Consider the following 15,777-nt stretch of genomic DNA (forward strand, 5'->3'; position numbering starts at 1 on the left):
GTGCGCGGGGCTGCCGCGGCGAGCACTTCAGGCCTCCAGGGTATCGAGCCGCCTTTTCCCGTGGCGTGGGCCATGAGTCCCGACGAGGCGCCCGCGTGACGGGTCTCACTACCTCCTGAGCCGCTTCAGGGCGCCGCGGGCGAGGACCGGCAGCTTCGACGCCGCGAACAGGGAGCGGACCAGCCTGCTGTCGTCGCGGGGCATGATCCCGGCGCGCTGGACGGCGTCGATGAAGTCGTAGAGCGTCTCGCCCTCTTCCATCAGGCCGTCGGCGTTGAAGTGGTACCGGTCCACCGCGGGTGCCTGGATGAACCGTCCGTCGCCGTAGATGGTCGGCGCCGACTCGTCGTAGGGATACATCCGCAACCCGCCGCTGAAATGGCCGCTGCCGATGTACCGGATGACCGTGCGCACGGTTCCGTCCGGCTGGACGTCGACGTAGACCTGGTCGGGGAGGGGGTCGTAGCGCCAGTCGGGGATGGCGTCGAAGAAGGCGAAGTTGTAGGTCACGAAATCGTCGATGCCGACGATCGTGCGGCCGAAGGTCGTGACGTCGGTGTATCGGAGATGGCCCGGATCTCCACGCCGCGGTTGGCGTCGAGGTATTCGGGTGCTGGCTTGGCTAGGCGTGGTCGGGCCAGTGCTTCTTGGAATGCTTGTTCATCGAACATGAATCGCATGATTCATGTTGAATCAGGTGATGTCAATGGACACGACGGCCCGGGATGCGACGATGTTCAGATGAGTTCGGGGAAGCTGTGGCGCGGGCAGACGCTCGAGGACCGGTCCACCGACCGGCGCGAGCAGATGCTGGCCGTCGCCGAGACCCTGCTGGGAAACGGCGGCACCGGCGCGGTGACGATGCGGGCGGTCGTGCGCGAGGCCAACCTGAGTCCGCGCTACTTCTACGAGAGTTTCTCCTCGACCGAGCAGCTGGTCACCGCGGTGTACGACCGCGTCACCGAACAGCTCCTCGCCCAGATCGCCGGCATCGAGCGGCCCGCCGACCTCCGGGGAAGCGTGCGTGCCCTGCTGGAGGTCTTCCGCGAATTCTTCCAGGACAACCCGGGCCGGGCCCGCATCCTGTTGCGCGAACCGCTCGCCGACGACGTCCTCCGCGCACATCGCGCGGCCACCGTTCCCGGATTCGTCGAAACCGTCCTGGGCATGGTCGCCGACGAGAACTCGCTCGCCCCCGAACGCCTCGCGGTGATCTCCTCGGCGCTCACCGGTGCGCTCGTGGCCCTCTACCTCGACCACATCGACGGCCGGCTCGCCCTGACTCCCGCACAACTCTCCGACGCCGCCGTCGACCTGGTGTTCGCCGTCACCCGAATCGGTGCGACCGACGCCTGACCTGTGCCGGAAGTGCGATCGCTAAGCTTTGCGGCATGGAACCCGTCTACGACGCCGTGATCACCACCGCGCGCCTGCTCTGGCTCGCCGAAGGTCTCAAGTTCAAGGTGTCGGGCGTCGAGCATGTCCCGGCCGAGGGGCCCGGCGTCGTCGCGATCAACCACACCGGCTACCTCGACTTCACCTACGCCGGCATCCCGGCACACCTGCAGGGTCGTCGCAAGGTGCGGTTCATGGCGAAGAAGGAGGTCTTCGACAACAAGATCTCCGGCCCGATCATGCGCTCGCTCAAGCACATTCCCGTCGACCGGACCGCGGGTGCGGACAGCTACCGGGCGGCTGTCGACTATCTCAAACGCGGCGAACTCGTCGGCGTCTACCCGGAGGCGACGATCAGCCGCAGCTTCGAGCTCAAGGCGTTCAAGTCGGGTGCCGCGCGGATGGCACTCGAATCCGGTGCACCGATCATCCCGACCGTCATCTGGGGTGCCCAGCGCGTGTGGACCAAGGGGCATCCGAAGAGGCTCGGCCGCACCGGTTACCCGATTTCGATCGGGGTCTGCGAACCGCTCGAGCCCACCGGAGACCCCGACGCCCTCACCGCGAAGCTGCACGAGGTCATGAGTGCCAAGCTGCTCGAACTGCAGGATGCCTACGGCGAACACCCCAAGGGGGAGTTCTGGGTGCCCGCACGCCTCGGCGGGTCGGCGCCCACCCTCGAGGAGGCCAACCGCATGGACGCCGAGGAACAGGCCGAACGGGCCGCGAAGCGCGCTCAGCGCGACACTCCCTGACCGTTAACCTTGCAGGCATGAGCAGCGGGGCGCGTCGACACCGGGAGCCGGTCTACCGGGCCCTGGAGATCATCGCGAACACGCTCGTCCGCGCCCAGGGCCTCGACCTGCACTTCACCGGGGTCCAGAACATCCCGGAGACCGGCGGTGCCGTGCTGTGCGTCAACCACACCGGTTACGTCGACTTCATCCCGGCCGCGCTCGGCGTCCAGCGTGCGGGCCGGCGCACGCGGTTCCTCATCAAGTCCGAGGTCATGGACGTCGCGATCATGCGATTCCTGGTCAACCACACGATGACGGTTCCGGTGGACCGATCCCGCGGTGCCGACGCCTACCGTGCGGCGCTCGGGCGCCTGCGCGACGGTCACATCGTCGCGGTCTACCCCGAGGCGACGATCAGCCGCAGCTTCGAGCTCAAGGAGTTCAAAAGCGGGGCGGTGCGGATGGCCGCCGAGGCCGGCGTCCCGATCGTCCCGGCGATCGTGTGGGGCGCCCACCGGCAGTGGACCAAGGGCGGTGCGCGGAACATGGGTCGCAGCCGGCTACCGGTACACGTCCGGTACGGTTTGCCGTTCACAGTCGACGCCGCCGAGGAGCCCGAACGCGAAACGCTTCGGTTGCGCGACACGATGAACTCCATGCTTCTCGAGGTCCAGGACGCCTACGGCCCGCATCCGGCGGGTGAGTTCTGGGTGCCGTCACGGCTCGGAGGTTCGGCCCCGACGCCGCCGGAGGCCGCCGTCATCGAAGCAGACGAAGCGCTCCGCAAGGCCGAGGCCCGCGCCCGCAAGGCCGCCCGACGACAACGCGAGACCGCACAACCCCGAGACAGAGGAAACAGATGACATTCGGTCCACCCACCCTCATCGCCAGCGACGTGGACGGAACGCTCATCGACGACGAGAACCGGGTGTCGTCGCGGACCGTGTCCGTGTTGTCGGCGGCCCGCGCGACCGGTGTCGAGTTCGTGCTGGCGACCGGACGCCCGCCCCGGTGGATCGCCGAGATCACCGACCAGTTCGCCGGAACCGATGCGTTCGTCCGATATGCGGTGTGCGCCAACGGCGCCATCATCTACGACGTCGAGCACGACCGGGTGCTGTGGTCGGCCAATCTCGAACCCGACGTCCTGGGAAAGCTGGGGGAGATCGCCTACCAGCAGATCCCGGGATGCGGGATCGCCGCCGAACGTGCCGGCCGATCCGCGCACGACGCCGCGACGGCCCCGTTCGTCGCGAGTGCGGGCTACGAACACGCCTGGCTCAACCCGGACCACGTCGAGGTCGGCGACGACGAGGTCTTCAGCCAATCTGCCGTGAAGCTGCTCGTACGCAAACCGGATATGCCGAGCGGCGAGATGGCCCGACGGCTGCAGCCGTTCGTCGGCGACCTCGCCCAGGTGACTTTCTCCACCGACAACGGCCTGGTGGAACTGTCGGTGCCCGGTACGCACAAGGCGTCCGGACTCGCGCGTCTCTGTGAGGCCACCGGTCTGCCGGACAACGGACTGATCGCCTTCGGCGACATGCCCAATGACGTCGAGATGCTCAGCTGGGCGAGTCATGGTGTCGCCATGGGACACAGCCACCAGGCCGCGCTCGACGCCGCCGACGAGGTCACCGTTGGCAACAACGACGACGGCGTCGCCCGGGTCCTCGAACGCTGGTTCGCCTGAATCGTTCGGTTCGCGCTGGTCAGGCTGCTGGCGGTGCTGCCTCCGGGGCGGGTGCGGGTGCTTGTTCGGGGGCGGGTGCGGGGGCCGATTCGGGTGCTCCCGGTTCAGCGGGCGGCGTCGACTCCGGTGCCGGTGCGGCAGCACCACCGGCGAGCGCACGGACCTGGGCGAGTGCCGCGTACCCGTGCACGCCGGGGCAGCTGGTGCTGTTGTAGTCGCGGTGGCCGGAGATCATCGGCAGGCTGGACTGTGTTCCGGCTGCGAACTTGGTGCCGGCGAATCCCTCTGACATCAGGGTCGCGGTGCCGGCCGGGTTGAGACCGGCTTTGCCGAGGCGCCAGCGCAGGAAGCGTCCGGCCGCGGCGACCGCCGCGGCGGTCGGCGGTACCTCCTCGAGATTGCCGATGAACGACAAGCCGACCGTGTCCTTGTTGAACCCACCGGTGTGAGTGCCCTCCACGTTGCGGTCCAGTCCGCCGAACGCTCCCTCGAAGATCTGTCCGTACTTGTCGACGAGCACGTTGTAGCCGATGTCGCACCAGTTGAGGCTCTGTGCGTGATACGCGTAGATACCGCGCACGATCTCGATCGACTGCGCCGGGGTGTAGTCGTTGCTGCCGGCGGTGTGGTGCACGATCGCGCCCTTCAGCTGCGGGGAGTACACCGGCTGCGAGCAGCGGATGCCCTCGTCGGCACCCCACTGCTGACGCGCGACCACCTGCGGTCCGCCGGTCAGCGGGGAGAGCAGTGACGAACCCAGGGACAGCAGACCCTCCGGGCTGATCAGGGTCGCCTTCAGAGTGTTGAGAGCGGTCTCGGCCAGCTTCGTCACGACTTCGCTCGCCGAGCCGACGGCCAGCTGGGCCAGGTCGCCGCCCTGTGTCTCGGCGGCCGGAATCGCGAGACCGTCCTTGGACGCGGCGACCTGTACCTCACGCGCGTCGCCGACCCACACCGGTTCGGTGCCCGCCGGCTTGTCCGCGGTCGGTACACCGCCCTTCGAGATCTGCTCCAGGACCGTCCACGGGCTCCAGGTCCCGTCGCGTTGCCTCGCACGCAGCTTCAGGTCGACGTCGACGGGGCGGTCCCAGGTGAAGGCGACCATCTTGATGGGGTCCTCGCGCACGATGTGCGTCACCGCCGCGCCGACCTCGCGCCCGTCCCGCATCGTCGTGACCGGTGGCGGGGTGGTGCTCGTCGGGGCGGAGTCGGGGACCGACCGTGTGTTCGTCCGTGGGAGTGAGTCGGGGGAGGTGGTCGTCGCCTCCGGTGTCCTCGACCCGGAAGCGCTCGGTGCCGACGACTCGCCCGTGGTGGGCACGAGTCCCTTGGGCAGCGGGACCGTGAGGTCCGGCACGGGGAAGGCGTCGGGGTCGATCGGCGGGAGCTTCACGCCCGCGGCCCCGAGACCCGAGGATGCGACGTCGACGATGGCAGCCGGCAGTTCACGCAGCGGCACCTGCTCGATCTCGGTGTTCGCCATCTTCTGCTTGTTGTCCACGAGTCGGGTGTCACCGGCCGGTGGGCCGGCATTGCTCGCGATCACCGCGAACGGGCTCGCGACGACCGCCGCGGCGATGGCCGCGAGAGCGATCGAGTGCTTCGGTCGGGGGTAACGCACAGGGGATCTCCTCGCCCGGGTGTCCGGTCATCGGTGCGACGTGCGCAGCCTCGTGCGCCGGGCGGCGTCGAGGCGTGCTCGGTGTCGGCCGCCATCGTGGTGCGGATCGGAGCTCGGCGACACAACACACGCCGACGGCGGGGCACTCGTGACATTCTTGTTACCTCTGAGGCTGGTGTTACTGGTGATATGCATGAGGTCACGATCGCGGTCACAACTCGTGATCCGGTTGTGATCAGCTCGGCTTGGTGAACGCGAAGGAGGTTCACTAGTGTCACTTATGTCCCAATCGTCACATCAGTCACGGAAGTGCGGGAGTTGCGGTTTCGCTGGAACTCCCGGGGCTGTTGTCGTCGCGACCGAAGGATGTGTTCTGCAGTGAACAAAGCCCGATCCAGACGGCTCCTGCCGGGAAGGCCGGCGACCGGTTCCCGGCCCGCACGGACCCACGGAAAGTTGCTGACCTGGGCTGCGGCCGGGCTCGCGCCCGCACTGCTGGCCGGTGGACTCGTAGCTGCGGGTTCAACGGAATCGACCCCCGGGGTCGAACTCTCGGTCGGGTCGACGGTGACGCTGATCGGACATGGTCATGGCCACGGCCGCGGAATGGGGCAATGGGGTGCGTACGGCTACGCCCGTAAGGGTTGGTCGGCACAGCAGATCCTGCGCCACTTCTACGGTGGAACCACCGCGGGGAAGGTGGACAGGCCCGAGATCAACGTGGCCCTCACGGGTCAGAACTCGGTGAATGTGCATGCGGACGCCGGAATGCGCGTCGGAGGTCAGACGGTGGCTCCCGGACAGGCGGTCAGCCTGTCCGGGGGCACCGCCACCATCCGCAGCGGCTGCGGCGGTGGCACGATCCGCTCCGTTCCGGCATCGTTCGTCGAACCGCTGAGTATGCTGCCGAACCGGCCCGCGGCCGAGTTCCTCAAGTTCTGTGGTTCCGAGAAGGCTTACCGAGGTGCACTCGGCCTCGAAGGTGGACGTGTGGTCAACCGCATCCACATCGACGACTACGTCAAGGGCGTCATCCCGCGGGAGAGCCTGCCGGCCTGGGCCGACTCCGGCGGCGCCGCGGCTCTGCAGGCGCAGGCCGTCGCCGCGCGGACCTATGCGCTCGCCGCGATCGCCGGCGGCAAGAAGATCGACGACACCCAGAACTCCCAGGTCTACGGCGGCGTGGCCGGCGAGGACCGCCGGACGAATGTCGCGGCCGACGCGACCGCCGGCCAGATCCTGTTGCAGAACGGGCAGCCTGCGTTCACCGAGTTCTCCGCCTCGACGGGTGGCTTCTCGGCCGGCGGCCGGTTCCCGGCCGTGCCCGACGAGGGCGACACGGTCTCGCCCAACCACAATTGGACCGCAACCGTGTCGGCCGGCAGCATCGGCGCCGCCTTCGGCGTCGGGGCTCTCCGGAGCTTCGAGGTGGTCGAGGCCAACGGACTCGGAGCCGAACACGGCCGCGCTCTCAAGGTGCGCGCGGTGGGTTCCGGCGGGACCGCCGAGGTCACCGGCGAAGAGGCGCGCACCAAGCTGAAACTGAAGTCGTCCTGGTTCACGGTGCAGGGGCAACCGGCGCCGCGCATCGTCAAGCCGCCGACCGGGCCTTCCGGGCCATCCCAGGGACTCGACTTCGGCAGCTTCGGCCAGTTCGTCGAGCAGATCATCCCCGGAACGTCACAGTTCCTCGAGCTCGCCACGTCGGCGATGGACGGCAAGGTGACCGACCTCGGCGGGATCACCGGACCGCTGGGACAGGCGATCGGACTCCCGACCCTGACCCCCGACGCCGCGGGCGTCACGCAGATCTTCGAGAAGGGCATGATGTTCTTCACGCCCGCGACGGGACCACGCGCCCTCGCCGGCAAGGGTCTCGAGCGATTCCAGGAACGCGGCGGCATCCCGGTGCTGGGATTCCCGGCGGAAGACGAACTGCGCTAGGAGGTCTCCGGACCCGCCACGACGATCTGGGCCGCCACGTCGACCAGTTTGGTGTTGGTGTCCTGAGACAGGCGGGCGAGTAGTGCGAAGGCCTCGTTCGCGTCGAGCTTGTAGCGCTCCATGATCATGCCCTTGGCCTGACCGATGATGTCGCGCGAGCTGAGTGCTGCTCGAAGCTGCTGCTTCTCCTGGATGGCGCCGAACGCGGTGGCGGCGTGAGCGGCGAACAGCTCGCCGAGGAGTCGTGCTTCGGACGTGAACGCATGAGGTCGGGTGCTGTGCAGGTTCAGCGCGCCGAAGTCGTCACCATCCATGTAGAGGAAGAAGCACGCCATCGAGCGGATTCCGATGTCGGCGGCGGCGGCGGCGAACCGCGGCCAGCGCTCGTCGGTGTGCAAGTCGTCGATCCACACGGTCACGTCGTCGATCGCGGCGCGGATGCACGGACCCTCGCCGAGCCGGCGCTGCAGATCGTCGGCTTCACCGCCCAGGTCGCCCACGATCACGGGTGTCTCGATCACACCGTCGGACACCAGCGTGACCGACGCGTATTCGGCGCCGGGGATCGCATCGACCGCATACTTGGTCATCGCACGCACCGCAGTCTCGGTGTCGTCACTCTGTTTACGCATCTCGCCGGCGATGCGCGTCATCTGCGCTCCGAAATCCGCCAACTCGGTCACTCCTGCCTCCTAGTGAGACCGCGTTCCACGCGTCTCAGCTGGACCGACAGCTGAGCGCAGGAAAGAAAACACCCATTGTCGAGGTACTCATTATGCCGGATCGTATAACTCCGTGGAATCGACGAGTCCTTCTCGTTGCGCAACCGATCGTTCGGGTGACGATCGGAGAACATCGAGTCGGAAGCCGGTGTCCGAGTAGGACGTCGAGGCGATCAGCGGCGATCTGGCGAGAGCTGCATGGACGTCGTCGCCGGACTGCGGATACTCCTCGACGCACTCGCCGGGCTGATCGCCCGGCTTCCCGCCGCACTCACCCCGGACGGCGAAGTGATCGCCCTTCACTGGCGGTGGCCAGCTCCCGGAATCCGCCGGCGGCGGCGTAGGCGCTCGCACACACCCCCAGGTTCGCTCAGTGCACGTGCTGGTGCCCGGGCCGGGCGTCGTAGCCGCGGGCGAACGTCGTCGCGGTGCCCGGCGGCCATCCGTCGAAGCCGTCCGGCGTGATGATGCCGACGAGAGCGTCGGCACCCGACCCGGCGGAGTCGTCGCCACCGGAGTCGAGCACGACGATCACCTGCACCGATACTCGAACTCCCGCGACCGCGGCGTCGAGTGCGGTGAGGCAAGAGGGGAGGAGTGCCCGCTCGTTGTGGGCGGGCACCACCGCCACGATGTCGGTGATGTCGGGCACCGCGGCACGCGGCGGTACCCGGCGACGGAACGCCGTCCCCCGTGGCTCGGCGAATCCTCAGGGTGGGTCCGTTACCCTGAGGACCCGTGGCAACCAGTAGCAGATATGACCTGATCGTCGTCGGCTCCGGATTCTTCGGTCTCACCGTCGCCGAGCGGGCGGCCACCCAGCTGGGCAAACGAGTCCTCGTGCTCGAACGGCGCAACCACATCGGTGGCAACGCGTACTCCGAGGCCGAGCCGACGACCGGTATCGAGGTCCACAAGTACGGCGCACACCTGTTCCACACCTCCAACGACCGGGTGTGGGAGTACGTGAACCAGTTCACCGACTTCACCAACTACCAGCACCGCGTCTTCGCGCTGCACAACGGTCAGGCCTACCAGTTCCCGATGGGGCTCGGCCTCATCAGCCAGTTCTTCGGCCGCTACTTCTCGCCCGACGAGGCGCGCAAGCTCATCGCCGAGCAGGCCGGCGAGATCGACACCGCCGACGCCAAGAACCTCGAGGAGAAGGCGATCAGCCTCATCGGGCGGCCGCTCTACGAGGCGTTCATCAAGCACTACACCGCCAAGCAGTGGCAGACCGATCCCACCGAACTGCCCGCGGGCAACATCACCCGCCTCCCGGTGCGGTACACCTTCGACAACCGGTACTTCAACGACAAGTACGAGGGCCTGCCGGTCGACGGGTACACCGCGTGGCTGGAGAACATGGCCGCCGACGAGCGCATCGAGGTGCGCCTGTCGACCGACTGGTTCGCCGTCCGCGACGAACTGCGCGCGCAGAACCCCGACGCGCCGGTCGTCTACACGGGGCCGCTGGACCGCTACTTCGAGTACTCCGCCGGCCGACTCGGTTGGCGCACACTCGATTTCGAGACCGAGGTGCTCGACACCGGCGACTTCCAGGGGACCCCGGTGATGAACTACAACGACGCCGACGTGCCGTACACCCGAATCCACGAGTTCCGCCATTTCCATCCCGAACGGGACTCGTACCCCACGGACAAGACGGTCATCATGCGCGAGTTCAGCCGCTTCGCGAAGGATGACGACGAGCCGTACTACCCGATCAACACCGCCGAGGACCGGGCGATGCTGTCCGCCTACCGCGAGCTCGCCCGCACCGAGACCGCCGCCGCCAACGTCCTGTTCGGTGGTCGTCTCGGCACCTACCAGTACCTCGACATGCACATGGCGATCGCCAGCGCGCTCACCATGTTCGACAACACCCTGGCGCCGCATCTGCGAGACGGTGCGCCGCTGGTGGCCGACCCCGCAGGAGCCGAATAGATGACGGTGACCCCCGTGAACCAGTCCGAGATCCCCGAGGCGGGCACCGGGCCGTCGAAGGCGAAATCCCTTCTGCAGCGCGTCATCTTCCCGCGCCCGGGTGAGCCGCTCGACGTGCGGTCGCTGTACCTGCTCGAGTCGGACTCCAATCACCGGCGGGCGCACGCGCCGAGCCGGACGTCGGTGCTGCTCGGCGGCGAATCCGAGGTCAGCTTCGAGACCTACTTCAACGCCTTCGCGGCCGCCTACTGGCGACGCTGGAGCATCCTGGACTCGGTGGTGCTGCGCGTCGAGGTGGTCGGCACCGCTCGCGTCGACCTCTACCGCTCCAAGATCGACGGTTCGCGCATCGGCATCGGTGGCGACCTGATCGCCACGGACGAGAACGGCCGCGGTGTGGCCGAGTTCGAGCTCGACCTCGGCCCCTTCGAGGACGGTGGCTGGATCTGGTTCGACATCACCACCGACACCGACACCGAGATCGTCTCCGCCGGTTGGTTTTCGCCGATCGATGCACCGACCTCCGACGCCGACACCAAGCGCGTGACCGTCGGCATCCCGACCTTCAACCGTCCCACCGACGCGGTGAATGCGTTGGCCGCCTTGACCTCCGACCCGATGGTCGACGAGGTCATCGACGCGGTCATGATGCCCGACCAGGGCACCAAGAAGGTGGTCGACGAGCCCGGATACTCTGAGGCCGCAGCGGCTCTCGGGGATCGTCTCCACATCTTCGACCAGGGCAACCTGGGCGGTTCCGGCGGCTACGCGCGCATCATGTACGAGGCGCTGCGACTCACCGATTCGCCGTACATCCTCTACATGGACGACGACATCGCCATCGAGCCGGACTCGATCCTGCGCGCGCTCGCGATGTCGCGATTCGCCAAGTCCCCCATGCTCGTCGGCGGGCAGATGCTCAACCTGCAGGACCGCAGCCATCTGCACTGCATGGGTGAGGTGATCCGCCGCGACACCTTCATGTGGACCGCGGCGCCGTTCGTCGAGTACGACCACAATTTCTCCGAACACCCGCTGCGTGACCGCAAGAACTCGAAGAACCTGCATCGCCGGATCGATGTCGAGGGCAACGGCTGGTGGATGTGCATGATCCCCCGGGAGTGCGCCGAGACCGTCGGCCTGCCGATGCCGCTGTTCATCAAGTGGGACGACTGGGAGTTCGCGCTCCGCGCGGCTCGGGCCGGCTACCCGACGGCCACCATCCCGGGCATCGCGATCTGGCACATGGCGTGGAGCGACAAGGACGACGCCATCGACTGGCAGGCGTACTTCCACCTGCGCAACCGTCTCGTCGTCGCGTCGATCCACCATGACGGACCCATCAAGGGCATCCTGCGGTCGATGACCAAAGCGACCGCGAAACATCTTCTGTGCCTTGAGTATTCGACCGTCGCAATCCAGAACGAGGCGATCCGCGACTTCCTCGCCGGTCCCGAGCACATCCGCAGCCTGCTGCCGACCGCGCTGCCCAAGGTGGCGGCGATGCGCAAGGAGTACCCGGACGCGGTGGTGTTGCCGTCGGCGACCGAGCTGCCGCGGACGTCCGGCGAGGCGACGCATCTGGGTACGGCGATCCCTCTGAACCCGATCAGCAAGGTCAAGGCGCTGACCGCCGCGGTGGTCAACAACGCCCGGCCCGCCGACCCCCGGCATCATGAGGTGCCGCAGGCGAACTACCCGCCGATCGAGGCGCGCTGGTTCTCGCTCGGACGCGTCGACGGTGTCACCGTCACCACGGCCGACGGCCGGGGAGTGGTGTACCGGCAGCGTGATCGCGAGAAGATGATCGCTCTCGCACGTGAGCATTTCGCGCTGATCAAGGAGCTTCAGGAGAAGTTCGGCGACATGAAGCAGCAGTACCGTGCCGCACATCGTGAGTTGACCAGTAAGGAGAGCTGGGCGGTTGTCTTCGGAATCGAGTAGTCCCGAGGTGGAGGTCGACGAGTCGATGAAGCTCCCGGCCGACCACGCCCCCAGACCCCCCGCGGGTGAAGAGAAGGTCCTCGTCGCCATCCAGTCGGGCATCGGTTCCCGTCCGGGTGTGCGATCGGCGGCGCGTGGTCTGTCGCACTTCGGCGAGCACGCGCTGGGATGGCTGGCCATCTCCGGGGCCGGCTGGACGCTGGCGCGTGCCCGCGGCGACGTGCGCTCCCAGCAGCTGTGGATCGAAGCCGGTGTGGGTGCCTTCGGCGCGCATGCGGCGTCGGTGATCATCAAGCGCATCGTGCGCCGGCCGCGGCCGGCACATCCCGCGATCGACATCGGGGTGTCCACGCCGAGCAAGCTGAGCTTCCCGTCGTCGCACGCCACCTCGACCACCGCGGCCGCGATCCTCATCGGCCGGGCGGCCGGCTGGGACGCCAGGGTGCTGCCCGCCGCACTCGTGCCGCCGATGCTCCTGTCACGCCTGGTGCTCGGTGTTCACTACCCGACGGACGTCACCGCGGGCGCCGCGATCGGTGCCGCGGGCGCAGCGGCCGTCATCGCGGGCGATAAGGTGCTGCTCGAACCCACCCGGAATGCTCCGGCCTCAGGACGTGCCCGTCGCGCGGCGCGCGTCCTGACGCGGCTCGGCCTCACGGCCGCAGTGCCCGGCGGGCCGCTGCGACTCGCCGCGTCCCCCGTCATCGCGCGGGTGACACGACACAGGGAGAGTGCATGAGCGAGGAGCCGATCGAGCACGGGAAGGTCGCCGGGCCGCCGAAGAACCTGACCACCGGGCTGATCAAGGCGATCCGTCCGCGGCAGTGGGTGAAGAACGTCCTGGTGCTCGCCGCACCGCTGGCGGCGGGCAACATCACCGAGCTGTCGGTGCTGGCCGACGCCGGGATCGCCTTCATCGCGTTCTGCCTCGCCGCGTCGAGCATCTACCTGGTCAACGACGCCATGGATGTCGAGTCCGATCGCAATCACCCGACCAAGCGGTTCCGGCCGATCGCGGCCGGGGTGGTCCCGGTCCCGCTGGCCTATGCGCTCGCGTCGGTGCTGCTCGCCGGCTCGATCGGCGTCGCGTTCCTCGCGAACTGGCAGACCGCGGTCGTCATCGCGATCTACCTCGTCATCCAGCTCGGCTACTGCTTCGGCCTGAAGAACCAGGCAGTCATCGACATCTGCATCGTGTCGTCGGGCTTCCTGCTGCGCGCGATCGCCGGTGGCGTGGCCGCCGAGATCGAGCTCTCGCAGTGGTTCCTGCTGGTCATGGCCTTCGGTTCGCTGTTCATGGCCGCGGGTAAGCGGTACGCCGAACTGCAACTCGCCGAGCGCACCGGCGCCAAGATCCGCAAGGCGCTGCAGTACTACACCACGACCTACCTGCGCTTCGTCTGGACACTGTCGGCCACGGCCGTGGTCATCTTCTACGGGCTCTGGGCGTTCGACAAGGGCGGTGACAACGGCCACGACAGCAACGTCGCCTACGCGGTGTCGATGGTGCCGTTCACAGTCGCGATCCTGCGCTACGCCGTCGACGTCGACGGTGGCGCGGCGGGCGAACCCGAGGAGATCGCCCTCGGCGACCGTGTACTGCAGCTGCTGGCCGTGGCCTGGTTAGTATGCGTGGGTGTCGCGGTCTATGCAGTCAATTGACGGTCTGCAGTCCACTGACGGTGTCCGGTCAGAAGGTGGAACCGACACCGTCGTAGATCCCCGCACCACGGATCGTCCGCAGTCGTCGGTGGGTCGCGGCCGGCGTCGTCTCGCCGCGGTCAGCTTCCTGATCGGCGCCGTCGCCGTCACGACGTTCTTCGCGATCGGCGCCTGGCAGCGCCGGTGGATCGCCGACGACGGCCTGATCGTGTTGCGTACCCTGCGCAACCTCTTCGCCGGCAACGGACCGGTGTTCAACGCGGGTGAGCGCGTGGAGGCCAACACCTCGACCGCGTGGACCTATCTGCTGTGGTTCTGGGCCTGGATCACCGACGGACAGCTCGAGTACGTCGCGCTCTGGGTGGCGCTGGTCTGCTCGGTCGCCGCCATCCCGATCGCCATGTACGGCAGCGCACGCCTCTACGGCAAGCGTCTGGGAGGTATCACCGGTGACGGCTGGACCCTGCTCCTCCCGTTCGGCGCCATCATCTACGTCGCCATCCCGCCGGCCCGCGACTTCGCGACGAGCGGCCTGGAGAACGGTCTCTGCATCTTCTGGGCCGCCGTGCTGTGGTGTCAGCTGGTGGCCTGGGCGAGGCGCGGTCCCCACACCGGACCCCGCGCAGCGGCGGCGACGCTCGCCCTGGCCTTCACCGCCGGCCTGGCGCCGCTGATCCGTCCCGAGCTCGCCGTGTTCGGCGGTCTCGTGCTGGTCCTGGTCTTCTTCGCGCCCCTGGGCTGGAAGATGCGCCTCGGCGTGGTCCTCGTCGCCGGCGCCCTACCGGTGGGCTACCAGATCTTCCGGATGGGCTACTACGCCCTGCTGGTCCCCAACCCCGCGGTGGCGAAGGACGCCAGCGGCGCCAAGTGGGAGCAGGGCTTCTCCTATCTGACCAACCTGTTCGGCCCCTACGTGCTGGTGCTGCCGGTCGTGATGGCCGTCGTCGCCGGGGTGATCCTGGTCGTCGGTGCCCGTCTGCGCGCGGACGCCAAGCGAAACGCGGACGCGGCCGACGAGACCCCGACCGTCTCCCTGGAGGCGGTGACGTGGCGCTCGCGTCTGGCCGCGTTGTCGGCTCGGCTGCAGTCGTCGACCGCGGTCGTGTCCGTCGTGGTGGTCGCCGGTCTCATCCTGGTCGTCTACTGGATACGTCAGGGCGGCGACTTCATGCACGGTCGGGTGCTGCTCGTGCCGCTCTTCGTGACGTTGCTGCCGCTGATGGTCGTGCCGCTCACGGTCCCCGCGCACCTCGGTGCCCTGTTCGGGCGTCGTGCCTCACAGAAGTCCGTCATCGACGACGATCCGGAACCCGTCACCGTGTCCGCGGCCGAACGCCGTCGCATCCGCGCCGGTCTGGCCGGCGCGGTCGCGATGGCCGGACTGTGGGTCACGGTCCTGATCTGGGGTATCAGCACGTACGCCAACGTGCTGCCGAACGCCGGCATCGACATCGGGCGCAGCGGCATCGTCGACGAACGTCGCTTCTATGTGACGAACATGGGCAACGAGAACCCGGTGACCGCCGAGGACTACCTCGCCTACCCGCGCATGAGTGCGATGGTCGAGAAGATCGACAAGTACCACGAGGACGGCGGCGTCATCCTGCCGTCGTTCAACTACGACGAGTGGTACGTCGCGCAACTTCCCGCGGTCATGCCGCAGGGCGCCAAGCGGCAGGTGACCGTCTACTTCCTCAACCTCGGCATGACGAGCATGAACGCGCCGCTCGACGTCCGCGTCATCGACCAGATGGGGCTGGCGTACCCGCTCGCCGCTCATACCGAGCGACTCGAGGACGGCCGCATCGGACACGACAAGATCCTGCCGAGCGAATGGGTCGTCGCCGAGGCCGGGGCGTACCCGCGCAAGCCGGTCCTACCGGGATACCTCGACGAGGATCTCGTCCGTCAGGCGCAGGTGGCCCTCCAGTGTCCCGAGACCAAGGACCGGTTCGCCTCCTTCGAGGCGCCGTGGTCGTTCAGCCGCTTCAAGCACAACCTGAAGCAGGCGTTCACGTTCAACAGCTACCGGATTCAGCGCGAGCCGGAGTACGAGATCGCCCGGTGCGGTCTGGAGATGCCCCCGCCGGTCAACCCGGGATAGTCGGACAT

Annotated in this window: 14 protein-coding genes; 10 read left to right on the forward strand and 4 right to left on the reverse strand. The window is 67.8% G+C overall.

Features of this window, described 5'->3' with window-relative positions; genetic code table 11:
• Positions 1–108: 108 nt before the first annotated feature.
• On the reverse strand, positions 109–510 hold the full coding sequence (locus NWF34_RS17710) for a hypothetical protein (protein ID WP_258325659.1): 402 nt from the start codon (positions 508–510) through the stop codon (positions 109–111).
• A gap of 231 nt (positions 511–741) precedes the next feature.
• Between NWF34_RS17710 and NWF34_RS17715 the strand changes: the two genes are divergently transcribed.
• The 4 genes from NWF34_RS17715 to NWF34_RS17730 are packed head-to-tail and all read left to right on the forward strand — an operon-like array spanning position 742 to position 3,825.
• Positions 742–1,356: a TetR/AcrR family transcriptional regulator gene (locus tag NWF34_RS17715; RefSeq protein ID WP_258325660.1), complete on the forward strand. Its 615-nt coding sequence runs from the start codon at positions 742–744 to the stop codon at positions 1,354–1,356.
• Positions 1,357–1,391: 35 nt separating this feature from the next.
• A complete protein-coding gene (locus tag NWF34_RS17720; RefSeq protein WP_238064105.1) occupies positions 1,392–2,150 on the forward strand; it encodes a 1-acyl-sn-glycerol-3-phosphate acyltransferase in 759 nt (252 codons plus the stop codon).
• A gap of 17 nt (positions 2,151–2,167) precedes the next feature.
• A complete protein-coding gene (locus NWF34_RS17725) occupies positions 2,168–2,995 on the forward strand; it encodes a 1-acyl-sn-glycerol-3-phosphate acyltransferase (protein WP_258325661.1) in 828 nt (275 codons plus the stop codon).
• The gene (locus NWF34_RS17730; protein WP_238064103.1) at positions 2,992–3,825 is read left to right on the forward strand and encodes an HAD family hydrolase; all 834 of its coding nucleotides are present in this window, start codon (positions 2,992–2,994) and stop codon (positions 3,823–3,825) included. Before NWF34_RS17725 ends, NWF34_RS17730 begins: the two co-directional genes overlap by 4 nt.
• 19 nt (positions 3,826–3,844) lie before the next feature.
• On the opposite strand, the gene NWF34_RS17735 is transcribed toward NWF34_RS17730, so the two are convergent.
• A complete protein-coding gene (locus NWF34_RS17735; RefSeq protein ID WP_258325662.1) occupies positions 3,845–5,446 on the reverse strand; it encodes an N-acetylmuramoyl-L-alanine amidase in 1,602 nt (533 codons plus the stop codon).
• 456 nt (positions 5,447–5,902) lie between these two features.
• Between NWF34_RS17735 and NWF34_RS17740 the strand changes: the two genes are divergently transcribed.
• Positions 5,903–7,390, forward strand: coding sequence for a SpoIID/LytB domain-containing protein (locus NWF34_RS17740; protein ID WP_258325677.1), 1,488 nt, complete (start codon positions 5,903–5,905; stop codon positions 7,388–7,390).
• Here the strand turns inward: NWF34_RS17740 and NWF34_RS17745 are convergent.
• Together NWF34_RS17745 and NWF34_RS17750 are read right to left on the reverse strand one after the other, a co-directional pair.
• Entirely contained in the window at positions 7,387–8,073 is a 687-nt protein-coding gene (locus NWF34_RS17745) for a GAF and ANTAR domain-containing protein (RefSeq protein ID WP_258325663.1), read from the reverse strand. The genes NWF34_RS17740 and NWF34_RS17745 overlap by 4 nt on opposite strands.
• A 409-nt stretch (positions 8,074–8,482) precedes the next feature.
• On the reverse strand, positions 8,483–8,764 hold the full coding sequence (locus tag NWF34_RS17750) for a hypothetical protein (protein WP_258325664.1): 282 nt from the start codon (positions 8,762–8,764) through the stop codon (positions 8,483–8,485).
• A gap of 86 nt (positions 8,765–8,850) precedes the next feature.
• Here NWF34_RS17750 and glf point away from each other — a divergent pair, with 86 nt between their 5' ends.
• The 5 genes from glf to zomB are packed head-to-tail and all read left to right on the forward strand — an operon-like array spanning position 8,851 to position 15,769.
• Positions 8,851–10,059, forward strand: a complete 1,209-nt coding sequence (glf, locus tag NWF34_RS17755; RefSeq protein WP_006437672.1) for a UDP-galactopyranose mutase — start codon at positions 8,851–8,853, stop codon at positions 10,057–10,059.
• Positions 10,060–12,003, forward strand: coding sequence for a glycosyltransferase (locus tag NWF34_RS17760; RefSeq protein ID WP_191834653.1), 1,944 nt, complete (start codon positions 10,060–10,062; stop codon positions 12,001–12,003).
• Complete coding sequence (locus NWF34_RS17765; protein WP_258325665.1) at positions 11,984–12,742, forward strand: phosphatase PAP2 family protein; 759 nt, start codon at positions 11,984–11,986, stop codon at positions 12,740–12,742. The genes NWF34_RS17760 and NWF34_RS17765 overlap by 20 nt, the downstream gene beginning before the upstream one ends.
• Complete coding sequence (locus NWF34_RS17770; protein WP_024498801.1) at positions 12,739–13,665, forward strand: decaprenyl-phosphate phosphoribosyltransferase; 927 nt, start codon at positions 12,739–12,741, stop codon at positions 13,663–13,665. Before NWF34_RS17765 ends, NWF34_RS17770 begins: the two co-directional genes overlap by 4 nt.
• On the forward strand, positions 13,652–15,769 hold the full coding sequence (gene zomB, locus NWF34_RS17775; protein ID WP_258325666.1) for a flagellar motor control protein ZomB: 2,118 nt from the start codon (positions 13,652–13,654) through the stop codon (positions 15,767–15,769). Before NWF34_RS17770 ends, zomB begins: the two co-directional genes overlap by 14 nt.
• Positions 15,770–15,777: the final 8 nt, after the last annotated feature.

The organism is Gordonia sp. GONU (assembly GCF_024733855.1).
GTDB classification, from domain to species: domain Bacteria; phylum Actinomycetota; class Actinomycetes; order Mycobacteriales; family Mycobacteriaceae; genus Gordonia; species Gordonia amicalis.

Bases quoted from the DNA above. Each gene is read 5' to 3' on its own strand.
- NWF34_RS17760 (WP_191834653.1), top strand. From the start codon at position 10,060: ATGACGGTGACCCCCGTGAACCAGTCCGAGATCCCCGAGGCGGGCACC.
- NWF34_RS17770 (WP_024498801.1), top strand. From the start codon at position 12,739: ATGAGCGAGGAGCCGATCGAGCACGGGAAGGTCGCCGGGCCGCCGAAG.
- NWF34_RS17730 (WP_238064103.1), top strand. From the start codon at position 2,992: ATGACATTCGGTCCACCCACCCTCATCGCCAGCGACGTGGACGGAACG.
- NWF34_RS17725 (WP_258325661.1), top strand. From the start codon at position 2,168: ATGAGCAGCGGGGCGCGTCGACACCGGGAGCCGGTCTACCGGGCCCTG.
- zomB (WP_258325666.1), top strand. From the start codon at position 13,652: ATGCAGTCAATTGACGGTCTGCAGTCCACTGACGGTGTCCGGTCAGAA.
- NWF34_RS17720 (WP_238064105.1), top strand. From the start codon at position 1,392: ATGGAACCCGTCTACGACGCCGTGATCACCACCGCGCGCCTGCTCTGG.
- NWF34_RS17715 (WP_258325660.1), top strand. From the start codon at position 742: ATGAGTTCGGGGAAGCTGTGGCGCGGGCAGACGCTCGAGGACCGGTCC.